The sequence below is a fragment of the Amphritea atlantica genome, assembly GCF_018860855.1.
Taxonomy (GTDB): domain Bacteria; phylum Pseudomonadota; class Gammaproteobacteria; order Pseudomonadales; family Balneatricaceae; genus Amphritea; species Amphritea atlantica_A.
The window spans coordinates 1-19,450 of record NZ_JAHKQE010000048.1 but is presented as its reverse complement, the minus strand read 5'-3'; the positions used below and the strand labels follow the sequence as shown (position 1 = coordinate 19,450).

The following is a 19,450-nucleotide window of genomic DNA, read 5'->3' as shown; positions in this document are numbered from 1 at the left end:
TAGTCGGAAGGAGTGAGTTATGCGATTAATTAAGAGCCTGTGTGTGTTGTGGCTCTGTATGTTGGTTCCGCTTGCGTTTGCAGGAGTCCCTGATAAGGGCGTTTTTTCCACTGCTCCATTGTTAAATGAGGGGCAACGTTGGCGTGTCGGCTATTTTGAGGGGGGCGAGTATACCGACTATCAAAAAGTACTCATCGAGACGGTGAAAGGTTTAATGAAGCTCGGTTGGATCGAAAAAACAGAGATTCCTGAGCAACAAGGAGAGCAGACGGCGCAGCTATGGCAGTGGTTAAAACAGCTGCCTAGTGATTACATCGAATTTGTACCGGATGCACACTACTCTGCGCAGTGGAATGAAGATGTTTTAGAATCGGTGACTGATAAGGTTATAAAACGTCTTAATCAGCATGATTTAGATTTGATGATTGCAATGGGGACTTGGGCGGGTAAGGCGTTATCCAATAATCGGCACCATACGCCAACAATGGTTTTATCAACCAGTGACCCGTTAACGGCGGGTATTATTAAAAGTATTGCAGACTCAGGCTATGACCATATACACGCGACGGTTGATCCGAATCGGTACGATCGACAGGTGAGAGTTTTTCACGATATTTTCGACTTTAATAATCTAGGCGTTGCCTATGAGGACTCAGTTAATGGCCGAAGCTATGCGGCGATGGATGTGATTGAAAAGCTGAGTGCTGAACGGGGCTTTAATATTGTGCGCTGTCACACAGTGAGTGATGTTACTGATATGGCGGAAGCAGAAGCGAGTGTTGAGCAGTGTTTTCGCGAGTTAGCGCCCAAAGTGGATGCTATTTACGTTACGGTTCAGGGCGGTGTTAATGAACAGAGTATTGGTACGTTAGTGAAAATAGCCAATGACAACGGTATACCGACTTTTTCTCAATCGGGGTCGGATGAGGTACGAAAGGGTTTTCTATTGAGTCTTTCTCAAGCGGGTTTCCGTTATGTGGGGGAGTTTCATGCACAAACCTTTGCTAAGGTTTTTAATGGGGCGCAGCCTAATCAGCTCACGCAGTTTTTTGAAGAACCGCCCCGTATGGCTGTAAATCTTAAAACGGCAGAAGTCGTTGGCTTTAACCCACCGTTACTCTTATTAGGCGCGGCGGATGAGGTGTATCGGGATATTCCTAGCCAATGATGACTCTGGATGGGTGGTTTTAGGCAACCCGAAAGGTGAGTGTTGGCACAAAGTGTTTAATCAATAGATGTCTAGATTAGAGATGAAGGGTAGAGCAGAGAAAAACCAAGATAATAAGCTTTGAGCTTTTAAATAGCTGCGCAAATAGAGCATTCATGGGGTGCTGGTTTGTTAGCGGCTTTTATCCGTTTTATTGGCAGATAAAACAACCTTGAGTGCTGTGTATGTTGTCCAGTTTCAAATTTAAAATTATCGCCCTCATTGTGGCGGTATTGTTGTGTACCGCCGCTGGCGTGATGTATTTCACCCAACAGGGGGTGAGTCACGCCATGTTGGTTGTTGAGCAGAAGTCTGCGCGTAACGTTTTACAGCTGGCCGATTTGAATATTCGTGCGGGATATAATCAGTTGGTCAGTGAGAAAGTGGCGATTCTTAATGAAACAAAAGCGGATATGCAGCAGTTGGCGCGCATGGGGCTGGCAACGCTACAGAACTATGCTGCAGCGTCAGAGCAGGGGGTCATCAGTGAGGCTTCAGCTAAGCACCTCGCTCGGCAGTGGCTGTCGGTGGTGGCCGTTCAAAACGCAGATTTCCTTTTTCTTAACCCCAACGGGGTTGTTGTTGGTAGTACCGATAAACACCTTTCCAATATCTCCATTGAAGGATTACGCGACCTTAAAGGTCGAGAATTAAGTCGTGTAATGAGGTTTGATCGATTGAGTCCAGATGGGGATAGCGCTATTTTCTTTTGGCAAAAACCGGGAAAGTCCACTGATGATCGGTATATGGGCTATTTTATGCCATTGGAGGCTTGGGGCTGGACGGTTGCATTGATTGTTGATTTTGCTGAGGTCGAGCAAGAGAGTCAGCAACAGATGAACCTTATTCTCGATGCGCTTCGACTGACATTTGATAAGCTTCAGGTAGCTGAAAGTGGCTTTGCCATTTTATTTGATGGCGACCAGAACGTATTGATTAAGCCTTCTGAACAGTCGTTAGATCAGGATGTGCTGGGGTGGAATGAAAGCGGTGTTGTGACGCAAATTATCGCAGCGTATGAACGAGGAGAAAACGCACTTAGCCCCCCTCGGGAATTTACCGGTGGTCGACAAATACAGATATTTTTTAGCTATTTTAAAGCCTTCGACTGGTATTCTGCAGTGGTGCTGCCGGTGTCTGAGATCGCGGCTCCGGGACGCGCAGTTGTCGCTCAGCAAAGCCTCATTATTGGGCTGATCTTCTTAGCCAGTATTGGCGCTGCTTTTATTCTTATCTACCGTATGGCCGCGCCGCTTAATACTCTTGCCGCATACGCAAAATCGTTGCCCGATCAAGATTTTATTCGCCCCGCCGAGCAGAGTTGTCATCTTAAACGCTTGGCGCAGAAAAAGTCAGATGAGATTGGCCGGCTGGCGGAATCATTTCTGTTTATGGAAAAGGCGATTAGAAGCACGATTCAGCAGGTGCGCAAAGAGAAAGAGGCGGCGATTGATGCCAGCCAGGCGAAAAGTGAATTTTTGGCAACCATGAGTCATGAGATTCGTACTCCGATGAATGGTGTACTGGGGATGGCTGATCTCGTACTGGAAACGGATTTGAGTCCAGAGCAAAGAGGCTTTGTTGAGATGATTCGTTATTCTGGCGAAGGTTTATTGGACATCATCAATGATATTTTGGACTTTTCTAAAATCGAAGCGGGAAAGCTTGAACTGGACTACCAGCCTTTGAATTTAGCGGGCTTGATTCAAGCTCACGCTTCAGTTCTGGGTTTACAAGCTCAACAAAAAGGTCTGACCTTTAGCTGCAATGTCCCTCAAGCATTAAACCGAGTGGTGTTAGGAGATAGTCTCCGGTTAAGGCAAGTATTGACTAATCTGATAGGTAACGCCATTAAGTTTACCGTTGACGGGAGTGTTCAGGTATCCGCTGTGGTGTTGCATGAAACAGAACAGGATATTGCTTTTCAAGTGAGCGTGGTCGATACCGGTGTGGGGATATTGCCAGAATATCAGACTGTGATTTTTGAAGCGTTTTCTCAGGCAGACAGCTCTACAACCCGGCACTTTGGTGGTACGGGGCTGGGGTTGTCCATCTGTCGCCAGTTGATTGAGATGATGGACGGGGTGATTGATTTTCGTAGCGAGCCAAATAAAGGGTCGACTTTCTGGTTTACACTGACGTTGGAAAAAACCGATGCGGCTCCGTTATCGAATCCTCTTGAAATAAAGCCGTTGACGGAGGCTGATGGTCTAACTGGCCACATATTGTTAGTCGAAGATCATTCAGTGAACCAAGCGTATGCATGTCAGGTGCTCAACGGTTTAGGGTTGACGGTTGACGTTGCTGGTAACGGTGTCGAGGCGCTTAAGTGTCTTCGTGAGAGGGATTATCAGTTGGTGTTGATGGATTGCCAGATGCCCCAGATGGATGGTTACCAAGCGACCGCAGAAATTCGTAAACGGGAGCTGAAAGAGGGGCTTGAATACCTGCCGATAATCGCCTTGACCGCCAATGCGGTGGCAGATGATCGGCAGCGTTGTCTGCAGGCCGGTATGGATGATTATCTCGCCAAACCGTTTAATAAAAGACAGATTTTACGGGTGCTTAAACGCTGGTTGCCACAAACAGACATCTCCCATAACGTATTAATGGCCGATCGTGATCATCATGAGCCGCCTCAAGCTGTTATTCATAACACTGCGATTGATAAAAAAGTGATCTCACAGTTAATTGAGATGGATAACGACGGTACTTTTCTGCCCAAAATTATTGATGCTTATCTCGAAAAATCTATTGAAGACCTAGATTGTTTACACAAGGCTCTCGCAGAGCAAGATACAGATATGTTGAAGTTGGCTGCTCATAGTTTTAAATCAAGTAGTTACAATTTGGGGGCGTTAGCCTTAGCTGAGTTATGTAAAGAGCTCGAGCAGTTAGGCCGAAGTAACGAGCTTGCGCGAGCCGGCGAATTATTGGAAGAGATTAAGATTGAATATGAACAAGCGAAGCAAGTATTAATAGCCATTAGAAAATCAGAAGGGATGTAACCCGGTGACCATTGATAAAGTCTCGACACCTTTTAGGGTGTTGGTTGTAGATGATGATCTTACCGCCCGTATATTGGCGACACACTCTCTAGAGCAAGAAGGGTTTGATGTGTTGTTGGCGGATAATGGTCTAACCGCCATTCAGCTTTTTCAGGAGACTCAGCCTGATATTGTGCTGATGGATGTAGAGATGCCTGGGCTGAACGGGTTTGATGTTTGCCGTCAGTTACGCAGTATACCTTATGGAAAATTAGTACCGATATTAATGGCCACGGGACAGGATGATATTGATTCGGTGCGTGAGGCCTATGCGGCTGGGGCCACCGATTTCGTTTCAAAACCCTTCAACTGGAAAGTCTTAGGCCATCGACTTAATTATATGATTCGGGCCAGCAATACCAATGAACAGCTACGGCAGTTACAGAAAAGCGAAGCTCGTCTGGGGAATGCACAACGGATTGCTCGCTTAGGTAATTGGGAATGGCACATCAGCACTGGTGAAGTGTATTGGTCCGATCAGTTCTACCATTTACAAGGAGCTAAGCTGGGTGTGACTTCACGCAGCTTTCGTTCTTTTTTACGCGCGGTTCCTGCCAATGAGTGGCCTCAATTGCGACACTGGTTTCGGGAACTGCTTAACTGTCATTATTCGGGTTTTATGTCGGGTATTAATCACAGTATCTGTTTGCTCGGTGACGATATTCGTAATATGCAGCATCAAGCTGAAGTGTTTTGCGACAACCAAGGGCGAGCCCAACTAATTTCAGGCACGATGTTGGATGTGTCAGAGCTCAAGCAAGCTCAAGATCAGGTGTTAAAATTGGCGCGGTTTGATAGTTTAACTGGGCTTTCTAATCGTAGTGTCTTTTGCGAACGGGTGCAGTTGGCAATGGATCATGCGGCACGCAATGGTAGCCTGGGTGCCGTGTTATTTCTTGATCTCGATAATTTTAAGCGGATCAACGATACCTTCGGTCATGGGATGGGCGATTTGTTATTGAAAGAGGTTGCTTGTCGTCTGTCTCAGAGCATCAGTGTGACAGATGTTGATACCGCCTTTGAGGAGAGTGTTGCGGATGCGCTTCGGGTCGATGATAGTGAAACGACAGATCCGGATGCCAGTAACGCTGAGCAGAGCCGATTACTACCGCAAGTTGCTCGCTTTGGCGGTGATGAGTTTACCGTGCTGCTGCCAGAGATTAACCAGGTTAAAGATGCCGAACAGGTTGCCCGACGCATTCTGGATACGATTGGGCGATCGATTGATTTGGCCGGTCAAGAGGTTGTGATTACCCCCAGTATCGGCATCGCCGTTTTCCCTCATCATGGGGAAAATGTTGATAGTCTGATGAAAAATGTCGATGCCGCTATGTATTATGTCAAGCATGCGGGTAAAAACGGTTATGAACTGTTTGTAAAGTCGATGAATGTGGCTGCTAAGCGTCGTCTGGCATTGGAAAGCGCACTGCGCCATGCAATTGAAGATAATGAGCTGACCTTGAACTATCAGCCTCAGGTTGATATGTGTAGCGGCAGAATCGTCGGGGTTGAGGCACTGTTACGCTGGAACAGTGAGCAACTAGGTCTCGTTTCTCCAGTAGAATTTATTTCGGTGGCTGAAGAAACAGGGTTTATTTCCGCCATTGGCGAATGGGTGATGCGGGAAGCCTGTCGGCAAACTCGACAGTGGCAGCTAGAAGGGCTGCCGCACATTCGAGTGGCGGTTAACCTGTCGGTGCGTCAGTTTGCCAAGCAGCATATTGACAAACTAGTGACCCAAGTTTTATTGGATACGGGGTTGCCGGTTGACTGTTTAGAGCTCGAAATCACTGAGAATATGTTGATGGATGATGTTGAAGGTTCGGTTGAAACCCTGCACCGCTTGAAAGCGCTGGGTGTTCAGTTGGCTATTGATGACTTTGGTACAGGCTATTCTAGTCTTAGTTATCTTAAACGTTTCCCTATCGATCGTTTAAAGGTCGATCGCTCCTTCATTACCCATGTGACAACGGACTCTGATGATGCCGCCGTGACGCAGGCTATTATCGCGGTGGCCCATAATATGGGTTTGAGCGTGACGGCTGAAGGGGTGGAAGACAGGGATCAGCTCGCGTTTCTTAACGAGCTTGCCTGTGAAGAGGTGCAGGGCTATCTCTTTAGTCGCCCTCTGACGCCTGATGACTTAGCGGCATTGCTCAAAAGTGGCAACGGTTATATAACCCTCGCGCCTAATGATTAACAGGGCTTCACTCGCTAAAGGCATTATTTAGCGCGTGAAGGCTGCTAGGCGTCTTTAATGGGGTTGTTAGCTTAAGTGCTCGGCAAGATAATCAACTAGCATTCTCACTTTCGAGGACAGGTGGCGGTTATGGGGATAGAGTGCCCAGACGCCTTCTCCTGAGTGTTGATAGTTTTGTAATAACGGAAGCAGTTCACCGCGTTGTAAATGGGGCTCCACATAATAGTCGGGCAACTGCACGATACCGATCCCTTTCAAAGCCGCATCCAGAAGTGCTTGGCCGCTGCTGCAATGCAGATTGCCGCTCACTTTAATGTTACGTTCCAGTTTCTGTTCATTGAAACGCCAGTATTCCAGTGTTCCTAAGAGACAATTATGGTGGCTCAGTTCACTGAGAACATGGGGTTCGCCATGGGTCGTGAGATAGTCGGGCGAGGCGCAAACGTAGAGTTGTCGAGAAATCAATTGTCGGGCAATCATACTGGAGTCTTCTAGCTTGCCTAGACGGATAGCCAGATCAAACCCCGAGGCCACTAAATCAACGGTTTGGTTAGTTAGGTGACAATGTACCTCTAATTCTGGATAGAGGCAGATAAAGTCATTGATCAATGGCATTATTTTTTGTTCACCGTAGGTCGCGGGGGCGGTGATTTTTAGTTTGCCACGGGGCGTATTTTGTAGATTGGTGACAGCTCGCTCAGCTTCTTCTAAGCCGTTTAGAAGTTGCCGACAATATTGATAATAGGTCTGGCCGGCTTCGGTGGCGGTGACTTTACGGGTGGTGCGGTAAAACAACTTGGTGCCGAGGCGGTTTTCCAGTGCACTGATCTGGCGGCTGACCTGAGCGGTGGAGATGCCCAATTTTTTGGCAGCGGCAGTAAAGCTCGATGTTTCTGTCACGGCGATTAGCTCAGAAACCCCTTCCCAACGGCTCATTGTTACATTCTCGTAAAAGTATATTGATAAAAAGGTAGATTATCTTGTTTTCATAAACAACTACAATGAATACTTATTATCTTATGTTCGTTTGAAACCGAATCTGAAATCTAACCCGCAACGAGTTGAAGAAAATGACCATGATTAAGTCTAAAGCTGCCATTGCTTGGGGACCGAACCAGCCCCTGTCTATTGAAGAAGTTGATGTTATGCCGCCTCAGGCGGGTGAAGTGCTAGTGCGCATTGTGGCCACCGGTGTTTGTCATACCGATGCGTTTACCCTGTCAGGTGAAGATCCAGAAGGTATTTTCCCGGCGATACTCGGTCATGAAGGCGGTGGTATTGTTGAGCAGATCGGCGAAGGTGTTACCAGCGTTGCCGTGGGCGATCATGTTATCCCTCTGTACACCCCTGAGTGTGGCGAGTGTAAATTTTGTAAGTCTGGCAAGACTAACCTGTGCCAGAAAATCCGCGAGACCCAAGGTAAGGGGTTGATGCCTGACGGTACAACGCGTTTCTACAAAGATGGTCAGCCAATTTATCACTACATGGGCTGTTCAACGTTCTCTGAATATACCGTGCTGCCAGAAATTTCTTTGGCCAAGGTTAATAAAGAAGCCCCATTGGAAGAAGTTTGTTTGCTGGGTTGCGGTGTGACCACCGGTATGGGTGCCGTGATGAATACGGCTAAGGTCGAAGAGGGTGCAACCGTTGCCATCTTTGGTATTGGTGGTATTGGTTTGTCCGCGATTATCGGTGCGACGATGGCGAAAGCTAACCGTATTATTGCGATCGATATCAACGAATCTAAGTTCGATCTGGCCCGTAAACTGGGTGCCACGGATTGCATCAACCCAAAAGACTACGACAAGCCGATTCAAGAAGTCATTGTTGATCTGACCGATGGCGGTGTTGATTACTCGTTCGAGTGTATTGGTAATGTTAACGTGATGCGTTCCGCGCTGGAATGCTGTCATAAAGGTTGGGGCGAGTCAGTCATCATCGGTGTGGCCGGTGCGGGCCAAGAGATCTCTACCCGTCCGTTCCAATTGGTGACTGGGCGAGTCTGGCGTGGTTCTGCCTTCGGTGGTGTTAAAGGGCGTTCTGAGTTGCCAGAGATCGTTGAGCGCTATATGCAAGGGGAGTTCGCTTTGAATGACTTCATTACTCATACCATGGGTCTGGAAGACATCAATGAAGCGTTCGACCTGATGCATGAAGGCAAGAGTATTCGCAGTGTGATTCATTACGATAAGTAACGATCAGTGGCCGGGGCTGTCGCGGATATCGCGATAGCCTAAGCGGTTGTTGTTAATCGAATCCTAAGGAATTCACCTATGAGTTTAGAACTTGTAAGCCAGACGAAGAGCTTCGGTGGCTGGCACAAACAGTATAACCATCCCTCCGCAGCGCTGGGTGTCAGTATGCGCTTTGCGATCTTTCTGCCGCCCCAGGCGCAGAGTGGCGAGAAGGTGCCGGTACTGTATTGGTTGTCGGGCCTGACCTGCAGTGATGAAAACTTTATGCAGAAGGCTGGTGCGCAGCGGGTTGCTGCCGAACTCGGTATCGCCATTGTGGCACCGGATACCAGCCCCCGTGGCGATGATGTCGCTAACGATGAGGGCTATGATCTGGGACAGGGTGCAGGTTTCTATGTCAATGCGACCCAAGCGCCTTGGAACGAACATTACCGGATGTACGATTATATCGTGGATGAGCTGCCTAAACTGATCGAAGCGACTTTTCCGGTATCACAGCAGCGGGCGATCGCTGGGCATTCGATGGGTGGCCACGGTGCGCTAATGATTAGTCTGCGTAATCCCGGACGCTATACGTCGGTGTCAGCGTTTAGCCCTATCAGTAACCCTATGAGTTGTCCTTGGGGGCGTAAAGCCTTTAGTGCCTACTTAGGCAGCGATGAAAGCAATTGGGAGCAGTACGATACCACGGTATTGTTACGTAACCAGCCTGAACATCTGCCAACACGGGTTGATCAAGGGCTGGCCGATGATTTTCTGACTGAACAATTGCAGCCAGAAAAACTAGCGGCGGCTGCGGCTGAATCGGGCTATCCGTTACAGCTAGAGCTGCATGAAGGCTATGATCATAGCTACTACTTTATTGCCAGCTTTATCGAAGCGCAGTTGCGTTTCCATCACCGATATTTAACCGCCGAATAGGCCGGTTGTTATATGCGCAGAGGGCTCGATGAGCCCTCTTTTTTTGTCTGTACTAATTAAACAGATTAAGCCAAGGGCCAAACAGCATACCTGAGCTGTTTTGATACTGATCAAACAGCAGTTTAGCGGACATCGTCAGGGTCACTACCACAACCAGTGGTCGAATCAGTTTAACCCCATGGCTGACGACTAGCTGTGCGCCGATCTGACCACCAACAAGCTGCCCAGCCGCCATGATAAAGCCCGCTAACCAGAGAATATTGCCACCGATAGCAAAGAAGATCAGCGCGGCAATATTTGAGGTGAAATTTAGAATTTTCGTATGTGCCGTCGCGCGGGCCATACTGAAACCTAGCAGGGATACAAAACCCAAAGCAAAAAAAGTGCCGGTGCCTGGGCCGAAGAAACCATCATAGAAGCCGATCGCCGCCGTAAAAACAAAGGCAAATAGGGCGTCACTAATCTTGCGTGCTTTTTCGGTATCGCCGATCTGCTTGGACAGCATAAAGTATAGGGCGATGAGCACCAGTAACAACGGCATAACCGATGCCAGCAGACTGGTATCGAGCTGCTGCACGATCACCGTGCCCGTCACGGCGCCAGCAAAGGTACAGATAATCATCAGTTTCATCTGTGTCAGGTCGACGAGTTTCTTGCGGACAAAATATAACGAAGCGGCAAAGGTGCCAAAACTGCCCTGTAGTTTATTAGTCGCCAGTGCTTCTACGGGGCTCATACCCGATATCAGCAACACCGGCAGGGTAATCATGCCTCCACCGCCCGCGATTGCATCAATGACGCCGGCGGCGAGTCCGGTCAGAATAAATAATAAAATGAGTGCTAGATCGAGCTCCATAAGCCTATCCTCGTTTGATCAGCGGCACTTTAACAGCTCAACGGCTTACGGTGATAGCGCTATTTAAGCCGAATATTAGCTAAATAAGGCCTTATCGAGGGGTAGATCGTATTGGGTTTATATATCCCACTCTGGGCTAATAGGTGATACTTAAAGTATCTTAGTTGATGTTAAAGTGAACCCTTACCGTTGAATGTAAGGTTAAGCCATTTGTATTGCTTGCACTGCTTCATATCAATGCGGCTATTGAAGGCTGCGTAGATGCTGTTTGTTATCCATAGTATTGGGGAGCTAAATGCTAAATGATTGGCTGAAAACCGTTTGCTTGATGTTGAGCGGGGTCAAATTGGCGGCGGTGTTCTCGGTTGCAAAGGGAGTGCCTGAGCGGATCGGCTGTTGGCCTGCGGATAAGGATGACGCTTTGGATCCTTTTCTCCCGCAGGTGGATCTGGCGGCAAACAGCGATAACCCAGTGATTAGCTACCTTAATGCGAATGATGATTCATTCTGTGTCATTAGTAAGCAGTTTATCGGCCCTGACGGTCAACGGTTGATCTTTTTAGCCTGTTTTCAAGGCGCCGATGTGAATCCGCGGTATCAACTCTCTCTGATCGATTGGAGTCTGGTTTGGTACCAGCTACTGGCTCGCAAAGTGCCGGTGAATACTCAGTTATCGTCTCCGAGCGCTTTAGTTCAGGTTCAACAGCCCTCTAATCCTTTATTTCAACGTCTTTACGGTCAAGCTAGATCTTACCGTTTATACCTGTTGGCTGGGCTGCTTTTTCTCATGTTCTGTTTGTATTTGCCAGTCGATCATTCAATTAAGTCACCCGTCGTCGTTGAAGGCAGTGTGCAACGCTCGATCACGATTCCGATGGACGGCTTTATTAAGAGTATTGATGTGCAGGCTGGTGAGCTTGTTAAGCAGGAGCAGCTGATTGCTTCTCTCGATGATGCCGACATTCGGTTACAACTCGACCAACTGAAAAATGATGTGGCGGTGGCTGAAAAACAGCATCGCCAAGCGCTATCTCAACTTAATTATGCAGAAGCACAGCAGTTCTCTCTGCAGAGTGATATTGCCAAGATTGATATTCGGCTATTACAGCAAAAGCTAAATCGGTTAGCGCTACGGGCTCCAATAACAGGGCAGATTATCAGCGGTGATATGGGGCGGGCCATCGGTTCTGTGGTGAAACAGGGGCAGGTACTGTTTGAAATGGCGCCGGTGGGGCAATATCGGATCGTGTTTGAGGTAGATGAAGCCGATATTCGCTATGTCAGCAGCGGCGATAAAGGCGAAATATTGTTAACAGGCCTAGGGAATCGCGCCTATCCGGTTGTGTTAGATTCGGTATCATCGGTATTTACGGCTCAATTAGGACAACGTTTTTATCGTGTTGAAGGTCATATAAAAGGAGAGGGGAGTTCCGATATTCGACCAGGAATGAAAGGGTTTGCTGATATTACCGTAGGCCGCAAACGGTTAGGTGAGGTTTTGTTTGGTCCGCTGCTTCAATGGCTTCGCTTTAAAACGTGGCAATGGCTGCCATGACCGAACAGACTATAGGACTAACCACAGCGGACGGTTTGTGGGAACAGTTGAAAAATGCCCAGTTAACCTGCGTGCAGGGTATTAAGTTCAGCCACCGTGTTGATGGTGGCGTGTCTTGGTGGTTGATTCAAGCCGCCGATACTGAAAATCAATACCGCATTGATGATCTGACACGAACCATTTTACAGCGTTTAAATGGTCGTACGAGTCTGCAACAGATCTGTCTGAATGAGGAGATCTCCGTCTCTGAGCATGAGCTGGCACAGCAGATTGCTCGGTTAATCGAGCTAGGGATTGTTATACCCGTGGCCAACGGTACAGAAACGCTCGTTGAACGCCAGCCAAATCAAGCTAAACGGCCATTTAACCCCGTGAGTTTCGTTTTTTTTACCTTCAATCCTGATCCACTATTGCGGCGGTTATCACCGCTGAGCCCTTTGCTTTTTAGTCCTTATTTTGCCGTGACCTGGTGCTTGGTGATTAGCTCGGGCGTCTTTCTATGGCTAGATCATAAGACAGAGCTGTATGCCTATCTACAGATGCGGGCGACGGATCCGGCTTATATTTTTTGGTTTTGGGTCGTTTACCCTGTGTTAAAGCTGGTTCATGAAATAGCCCATGGTTTAGCTGTGTGGAAAGGCGGTGGGCGGGTAAAAAAAGCCGGTTTGATGTTGCTGGTTTTTATTCCTGTGCCTTTCGTGGATGCATCGGATAGCTCGCACTTTTCGAATAAACGGCAGCGAATGCTGGTGGCTGCGGCCGGTGTTATGGCTGAGATGTTTCTCGCGGCCGTAGGATTGTTTGTTTGGTGTGTGAGTGAACAAACCGTATTGCAGGAGATAGGCTTTATTGTGGCGTTAACGGGATCATTATCCACTATCCTATTTAACGCTAATCCTTTGCTTCGATTCGATGGGTATTATCTGTTTTCAGATTGGATTGAAGTACCAAATCTTGCGTCTAGGGCTCAGCTTTATTTTCGTCAGGTATTGTTGAGTCGAGTGTTCGGTCTCCACGTTGAAACCCCCGTTGCTTGTCAGCCTAGGGAGGTGAAGTGGTTGTTGGCGTATGGACCGGCAGCACTGTGTTATCGTTTATTTATTATTATGGTTATCGTCGCGTTAGTGAGTGATTATTTTCTGTGGCTAGGGTTATGTATCGCTGTTTGGGCTCTTTGGATTCAGTTGCTCAAACCTTGCGGCATTTTTGTTTATGAGCTTTGGGGTATGGCCCGTCGTCAAAAGAACGTTTTACGTCCTGTGGTTGTGATCTCCTCGGCGTTGTTGACTGTCTTGTTGATATTATTTATTCCTTTTAAAACAACATTCATGGCCAAAGGGGTTATTGTTTTACCTGAGCAATCGCAGTTACGCTCGATTACGGATGGGGTTGTCACTGGGTTGGATGCTTCAGGCCGACATGTCAATGAAGGGGATGCTATTTTTGTTCTCGATAATCCCGATCTATTGGCTAAGCGGGATAAGCTTAACGCAGAGTTGAGCATAAAAGAGAATTTGCGCCATTCGGCCTTGTTGGATGAATCGCAACGAGCTTCATTGCTAGTTGAGCAGATAGGATCGTTACATAAAGCGATCGTTCATGTGACTGAGGAAATCAATGGGTTGTCGATTCGGGCTTCTCAAGCGGGGACCTTGGTTATTGATCGTTGGCAAGACCTTGAAGGACGTTATGTGGAAAAAGGCGAACTCCTTGGGTTTGTCTATCAACCGGGAAATTTTGAGGTGCAGGTGGTGGTGTCGGTGGCTGAGGCAGAGCTTCTTAAGAGGAAGGGCGTTACAGCAGAGGTACGTTTCGCCAGTTATCCCAATCACAGTATTGCTGTTAATAGCATTAGAGCGATTCCCCAAGCCATACATTTTTTACCGGATGCCATCTTAGGTTCGGCTTATGGGGGTGATATATTAGTGGATATGACGGATGAATCTGAGGTAAAAACAATACATCCAATGTTTCAATTTAATTTGGATCTACCCACGGCCAGTCGTGAGGTTTTTTTGGCTGATGGCGTGTTTACTGATCGAGTACCGGCAAAAACGGTCTATGTGAAATTTAGTCATAGCCCTCACAGCTTAGTCAGTGAGCTATTTTACAGGGCGCGTGAGTTTTGGTTTAAAAAAATGCTTTAGTTTTTAGTGGTTGATCGTATGAAGCAAAAGTATAAAAAGGAGTTTAATTTGAGATTACTGATCTGTTGTTTTATTTGCTTGGGGAGTGTCTTTACCCCCGTGATGGCTGAACCTGAACAAAATGATCAGTTACCGGCACTGGATTGTATTATCAGTCCGTCTAAGAGTATTGATCTGAGTAGTTCTTCTCCAGGCGTGATAACCGAGGTATTAGTAAAACGGGGAGAGCGGGTAACAAAAGGGCAGCGAGTGGCACGGCTTGATGATCGTGTAGAGCTTGCTTCGGTCCAGTTGGCTAAGGCACGGGCGGCGATAAAATCAGATCTGGATGGCGGATTGGTTAATCTTAACTATGACCGTCTCGCCTCAGCTAGAGTGAATGAAGTGTATTTGACCCACGCTGCATCTTCTCAAGATAAAGAACAGGCAGAGCGGGCGGTTAAGTTATCGTCGGCCTCAGTTAAGCAGGCTAAAGAACAGACGAAAATAAGAGGATTAGAGTTGGCTCGGGCGAAAGCATTGCTTGAGCAGCGGATCATTTCCAGCCCTATTAATGGTGTTGTTCAGCGTAACCTCAAGCATCAAGGGGAATATGTGGATGAAGACCCTGTCGTTAGGCTGGTGGCTCTGAACCCTCTGCATATCGAGACGATGGTGCCGGTGCAATATTTTGGCAAACTTGCTATTGGTCATACGGCACAGGTGTATCCAGAAATTGATGATCAGCATGCAAGCATTGCCCGGGTGATTGCAATCGATCCGGTGGGTGATGTTGGTAGTAGTGCATTTGGTGTTCAGTTAGAAATGGACAATCCTGAGCTGAGAATTCCTGCCGGTATCAAATGTGACTTGAAGTTTACGGATAAGGTTGTTGCCAAGACTGATGAGCAGGATGCGGCGCCGTTAGAGTAAATACAAACGCAGAAAGGGTGATTATTACCCTTTATTGAAAAGGCGAGTGAGCCCCTAAAAAAACAATCATCAATATGAGAGGTACAGACGTAGAGAACGTCAGAGATCTCGATTATGGTGAGTACAATGGAGTGGCATTGTAGGGCCATGTGACTTTGGTTTCGTGTGATTTACACACCGTTTGGGAATAGGTCATCCGCCAGAAATGGGCGGCGTTATTAATGAAGTTCTGATGACGTTTGCGCACCTCAATTGAGAGGGCGTTAACGATGAAAAAAGTAGGCCTGTTGTTTCTTAAGCAAAAGCTTGGAGAGGTTGATCGTCATGCTGATGCATAGAGTAGACTGGAGGTCTGATGTCAGAACCACATACGAGTAAGCATTCAAGCGCAGCCCTTCTGCTTGAGAAAGCGGAACCTCGGTTATTATTGTCTGCGGATCCGGTGACATCGGTCTTGTCTGTTGCCATGGATTTCTCGGATGATATCGGCAGTGATGCTGTGGTTGATCTTGATCAGGTCATAGTGACTGATTTCCCCGACAATTCCTTTGCCGCGGACTCCCTTACACCGGGTGATGCGGAGTATCCCCAATCGTTATCGCCGGATGTCGGGCTTGCCGATCCTGAGGACGGCTTGAATACGACAACGTCCGTTTCTGAGCTAATCATCGTCGATAGTCGAGTGGCAGACTCAGCTACCTTACTTGAAAGTATCAGCCCGAATAGTCAAAACGCTTTAACGATATTTATTAATCCTGACCATGATGGTGTCGAGAGTATTACTGCCGCATTACATGGTTATTCTGGGATTCAGACTATTCACTTGATCAGCCATGGCTCCGATGGCGCGCTTGAATTAGGTAGTAGCGTATTAAATAGCAATACGCTAAGCCAATACTCCGATCAACTTAGTCTTTGGCAAGATTCACTGACCGACAGCGCCGATATTCTTATTTACGGTTGTAATGTTGCTCAGTCAGCCGAAGGGGAAGCCTTTGTACAAGCGCTGGCTAGCCTAACCTCGGCAGATATTGCCGCCAGTGATGATTTAACCGGTGATGCTTCTCTCAGCGGTGATTGGCAGCTTGAGTATCAAATAGGGCAGGTCGATACGACGGCTATTAACTTAGCTGATCAGGCGAGTTGGTCTGGAGTGCTGGCGGCCGATACTTTTTGGTTTTCTACCGAGGCTGATGTGGATGTTGTTAATATATTGCAATCGGTTACTTGGAATGATACTGATATTGTTAATTTCGAACCGGTGACTGTCCCAGCGACCTCCATTGGTGGGTTCGGTACTTCTACTGGCGGTATTATCGACGTAACGGGTTTTGATATTGAAAACTTTATTGATGACGAAAATACGAATATTGATGCGATTCATCATGTCACCACCGACATTAGTATTGGTACTGGAACCCCGATTGAGCTAAAAGCGGGTGATATACTGCTTTCATTAGCTGATGATCAAACATTAGAAAGTTCAGATTCATCTGACCTAGATGTGAAAAAAGAAGATGTTTTTCTCTTCCGCCCAGACAGTGTCGGCGATTATAGCGCAGGCACCTTTTCTTTATTATTTACCAACCCATCCAATAAAGATATTTCGGGTTTAACCTTAGTTGAAGAGTCAACGGTTGTGGGGGGTACCAGCCTGCAAGCCGGCTCTTTTTTATTCACGGTTGAAGGCGATGGCAGTAATGATTACGGAATTCATATCTTTAATCCCGGAGATCTGTCCACTAATGCGACGAATGGTACCGTCACAACACTCATTGATGGCACTGAAGAAAATCTATCTGGTGATGACCTATTTAAGGATAAGTTAGTCGGCATAGAGCTGGTTGAAAATGATTATACAATCAGTGATGTTGATCTCACGGCGGGCACTATTTTAGTTACGCTGGATGGTGACAATGGTGTTGCCGCGGATGATGTTGAGGGTGAACGTCAGGATGTTTTTGCCCTGAATGTGTCGCAAACAACATTAATGAATGGAGCTACTTCGATGAACGCTTCGCTATTCTTTGATGGCTCAGATATTGGATTAGAGGAAAATAGTGATAGCCTTGATGCTATTAGTTTTTATGCCGCGCAAGCCGGCACCAATGCTGATCCGGAGGGTGGTGTAAGCATTAATGGCGCTGCGGTTGAAGATCAGACCCTCATGGCGGATGTCAGTGCTTTATCCGATGACGATGGTTTAGGCGCTTTTAGTTACCAGTGGCAGCGGGATGGTGTAGCGGTTGCGGGCGCCACGGGTAACCAGTATCAGCTTGACGACGCTGATGTGGGTGCTGTTATTAATGTCGTTGTTAGTTACATGGATGGCGGTGATACCCATGAGGTAGTGATTAGCACGGCGACTGAGGTTGTGAGTGCCGTGAACGATCCGATTAACGGTTTACCGCAGATTAATGGCATCCACGAGGAAGGTCAGACGTTAACGGCGAATACCAGTGGTATTTCCGATAATGACGGTTTAAGTGCTGGCTTCAGTTATCAATGGCAGCGGTCCCTTGATGGCACGAACTGGAATGATATCAGCGGTGCTACCGAGGTGAATTACACCTTGGGCAACGCGGATGTTGGGCAATACATGCGGGTTGTGGTGAATATTACTGATGACCAGGGCTTCGCTGAAGGCCCGTTGTCGAGCAGTGGGGTCGGTCAGATCAGTGGAACAAGTGACGTTATCAGTGGGCAACCTGAGATAAATGGTACTGCTGAAGAAGATCAAACGCTTAGTGCTGATACTAGCGGTATCAGTGATCCGGATGGCCTAAGTAATAATAGTTTCACCTACCAATGGCAGCGTTCCGTGGATGGGGTGAACTGGAGTGATCTGGCCGGTGCCACGAACGCCACTTACACGCTCGATGATGCCGATGTCGGGCAATATCTACGAGTCGCCGTGAACATCACCGATGATCAGGGCTTCGCTGAAGGGCCATTGGTGAGCAGTGCCACCGATACCGTTAGCGCGATTAACGATCCTATTGTTGGCTTGCCACTGATTAGCGGTAGTGCCGAAGAAGATCAAACCCTCACCGCCGATATCAGTAGCATCAGCGATGTGGACGGACTGAGCAACAGCTTCAGTTACCAATGGCAGCGTTCTGCCGATGGTGTGAACTGGAGTGATCTGGCCGGTGCCACTAACGCGACGTATACGCTGGATGATGCCGATGTCGGCCAGTCTCTAAGAGTCGCGGTGAATATCACCGATGATCAGGGCTTTGCCGAAGGGCCGTTGGTGAGTAGCGCCACCGATGCCGTTAGCGCGATTAACGATCCAATCGTTGGATTGCCACTGATTAGCGGCAGTGCTGAAGAAGGTCAAACCCTCACCGCCGATACCGGCGGCATCAGCGATGTGGACGGCCTGAGCAACAGTTTCAGCTACCAATGGCAGCGCTCCACCGATGGTGTTAACTGGAGTGATCTGGCCGGTGCCACGAATGCGACGTATACACTCGATGATGCCGATGTGGGTCAGTATCTAAGAGTCGCGGTGAATATCACCGATGATCAGGGCTTCGCTGAAGGGCCATTAGTCAGTAGCGACACCGATGCCATTAGCGCGATTAACGATCCGATTGTTGGGTTACCACTGATTAACGGCAGTGCCACAGAAGATCAAACCCTTACCGCCGATACCAGTGGCATCAGCGATGTGGACGGACTCAGCAATAGCTTCAGCTACCAATGGCAGCGTTCCGCTGATGGCGTGAACTGGAGTGATCTAGCCGGCGCTACCGGAGCTAATTACACACTCGATGATGCTGATGTCGGCCAGTATCTACGAGTCGCTGTGAACATCATCGATGATCAGGGCTTCGCCGAAGGGCCGTTGGTGAGCAGCGCCACCGATGCCATTAGCGCGATTAACGATCCGATCGTTGGTCTGCCACTGATTAGCGGCAGCGCCGCAGAGGATCAAACCCTCACCGCCGATACCAGTAGCATCAGCGATGTGGACGGACTCAGTAGCAGCTTCAGCTATCAATGGCAGCGTTCCGTAGATGGGGTGAACTGGAGTGATCTGGCCGGCGCCACCAACGCGACATATATGCTGGGTGATGCCGATGTCGGGCAGTATCTAAGAGTCGCAGTGAACATCACCGATGATCAGGGCTTCGCCGAAGGGCCGTTGGTGAGCAGCGCCACCGATGCCGTTAGCGCGATTAACGATCCGATTGTTGGATTACCGCTGATTAGCGGCAGCGCTGAAGAAGACCAAACTTTAATGGCCGATACCAGCGGCATCAGCGATGTAGACGGACTGAGCAACAGCTTCAGCTACCAATGGCAGCGTTCCGTGGATGGGGTGAACTGGAGTGATCTGGCCGGTGCCACGAACGCCACTTACACGCTCGATGATGCCGATGTCGGGCAAGTATTTACGAG

General features: G+C 48.1%; 11 protein-coding genes. 9 read left to right on the top strand and 2 right to left on the bottom strand.

Annotated elements, in window-relative coordinates; genetic code table 11:
- Positions 1–19 precede the first annotated feature (19 nt).
- The 3 genes from KO512_RS19545 (at position 20) to KO512_RS19535 (ending at position 6,454) form a co-directional block, all read left to right on the top strand.
- Positions 20–1,168, top strand: coding sequence for an ABC transporter substrate-binding protein (locus KO512_RS19545; protein ID WP_215953998.1), 1,149 nt, complete (start codon positions 20–22; stop codon positions 1,166–1,168).
- 224 nt (positions 1,169–1,392) lie between these two features.
- Positions 1,393–4,215 (top strand): response regulator, encoded by a 2,823-nt coding sequence (locus tag KO512_RS19540; RefSeq protein WP_215953997.1) that lies wholly within the window; start codon positions 1,393–1,395, stop codon positions 4,213–4,215.
- 4 nt (positions 4,216–4,219) lie between these two features.
- Positions 4,220–6,454: a putative bifunctional diguanylate cyclase/phosphodiesterase gene (locus tag KO512_RS19535; RefSeq protein WP_215953996.1), complete on the top strand. Its 2,235-nt coding sequence runs from the start codon at positions 4,220–4,222 to the stop codon at positions 6,452–6,454.
- 66 nt (positions 6,455–6,520) lie between these two features.
- Here KO512_RS19535 and KO512_RS19530 read toward each other — a convergent pair whose 3' ends face one another.
- Complete coding sequence (locus tag KO512_RS19530) at positions 6,521–7,390, bottom strand: LysR substrate-binding domain-containing protein (protein ID WP_215953995.1); 870 nt, start codon at positions 7,388–7,390, stop codon at positions 6,521–6,523.
- Between the two features lie 134 nt (positions 7,391–7,524).
- Here KO512_RS19530 and KO512_RS19525 point away from each other — a divergent pair, with 134 nt between their 5' ends.
- Positions 7,525–8,649 carry an S-(hydroxymethyl)glutathione dehydrogenase/class III alcohol dehydrogenase gene (locus KO512_RS19525; protein ID WP_436792285.1) on the top strand — a complete coding sequence of 375 codons (1,125 nt, stop codon included), beginning with the start codon at positions 7,525–7,527 and terminating at the stop codon, positions 8,647–8,649.
- A gap of 78 nt (positions 8,650–8,727) precedes the next feature.
- The gene (fghA, locus tag KO512_RS19520) at positions 8,728–9,570 is read left to right on the top strand and encodes an S-formylglutathione hydrolase (RefSeq protein WP_215953994.1); all 843 of its coding nucleotides are present in this window, start codon (positions 8,728–8,730) and stop codon (positions 9,568–9,570) included.
- 52 nt (positions 9,571–9,622) lie between these two features.
- Here fghA and KO512_RS19515 read toward each other — a convergent pair whose 3' ends face one another.
- The gene (locus KO512_RS19515) at positions 9,623–10,426 is read right to left on the bottom strand and encodes a TSUP family transporter (protein WP_215953993.1); all 804 of its coding nucleotides are present in this window, start codon (positions 10,424–10,426) and stop codon (positions 9,623–9,625) included.
- A 295-nt stretch (positions 10,427–10,721) separates the two neighbouring features.
- Between KO512_RS19515 and KO512_RS19510 the strand changes: the two genes are divergently transcribed.
- The 4 genes from KO512_RS19510 to KO512_RS19495 form a co-directional block, all read left to right on the top strand.
- Complete coding sequence (locus KO512_RS19510; RefSeq protein ID WP_215953992.1) at positions 10,722–11,981, top strand: efflux RND transporter periplasmic adaptor subunit; 1,260 nt, start codon at positions 10,722–10,724, stop codon at positions 11,979–11,981.
- A complete protein-coding gene (locus KO512_RS19505) occupies positions 11,978–14,128 on the top strand; it encodes a hypothetical protein (RefSeq protein ID WP_215953991.1) in 2,151 nt (716 codons plus the stop codon). Before KO512_RS19510 ends, KO512_RS19505 begins: the two co-directional genes overlap by 4 nt.
- Before the next feature lie 48 nt (positions 14,129–14,176).
- Entirely contained in the window at positions 14,177–15,040 is an 864-nt protein-coding gene (locus tag KO512_RS19500; RefSeq protein ID WP_215953990.1) for an efflux RND transporter periplasmic adaptor subunit, read from the top strand.
- 355 nt (positions 15,041–15,395) lie between these two features.
- Positions 15,396–19,450: DUF4347 domain-containing protein (locus KO512_RS19495; RefSeq protein WP_215954011.1), on the top strand; the 4,055-nt coding region annotated here is incomplete at its 3' end.

Bases quoted from the DNA above. Each gene is read 5' to 3' on its own strand.
- KO512_RS19545 (WP_215953998.1), top strand. From the start codon at position 20: ATGCGATTAATTAAGAGCCTGTGTGTGTTGTGGCTCTGTATGTTGGTT.
- KO512_RS19540 (WP_215953997.1), top strand. From the start codon at position 1,393: ATGTTGTCCAGTTTCAAATTTAAAATTATCGCCCTCATTGTGGCGGTA.
- KO512_RS19530 (WP_215953995.1), bottom strand. From the start codon at position 7,390: ATGAGCCGTTGGGAAGGGGTTTCTGAGCTAATCGCCGTGACAGAAACA.
- KO512_RS19525 (WP_436792285.1), top strand. From the start codon at position 7,525: ATGACCATGATTAAGTCTAAAGCTGCCATTGCTTGGGGACCGAACCAG.
- fghA (WP_215953994.1), top strand. From the start codon at position 8,728: ATGAGTTTAGAACTTGTAAGCCAGACGAAGAGCTTCGGTGGCTGGCAC.
- KO512_RS19515 (WP_215953993.1), bottom strand. From the start codon at position 10,426: ATGGAGCTCGATCTAGCACTCATTTTATTATTTATTCTGACCGGACTC.
- KO512_RS19510 (WP_215953992.1), top strand. From the start codon at position 10,722: ATGCTAAATGATTGGCTGAAAACCGTTTGCTTGATGTTGAGCGGGGTC.
- KO512_RS19505 (WP_215953991.1), top strand. From the start codon at position 11,978: ATGACCGAACAGACTATAGGACTAACCACAGCGGACGGTTTGTGGGAA.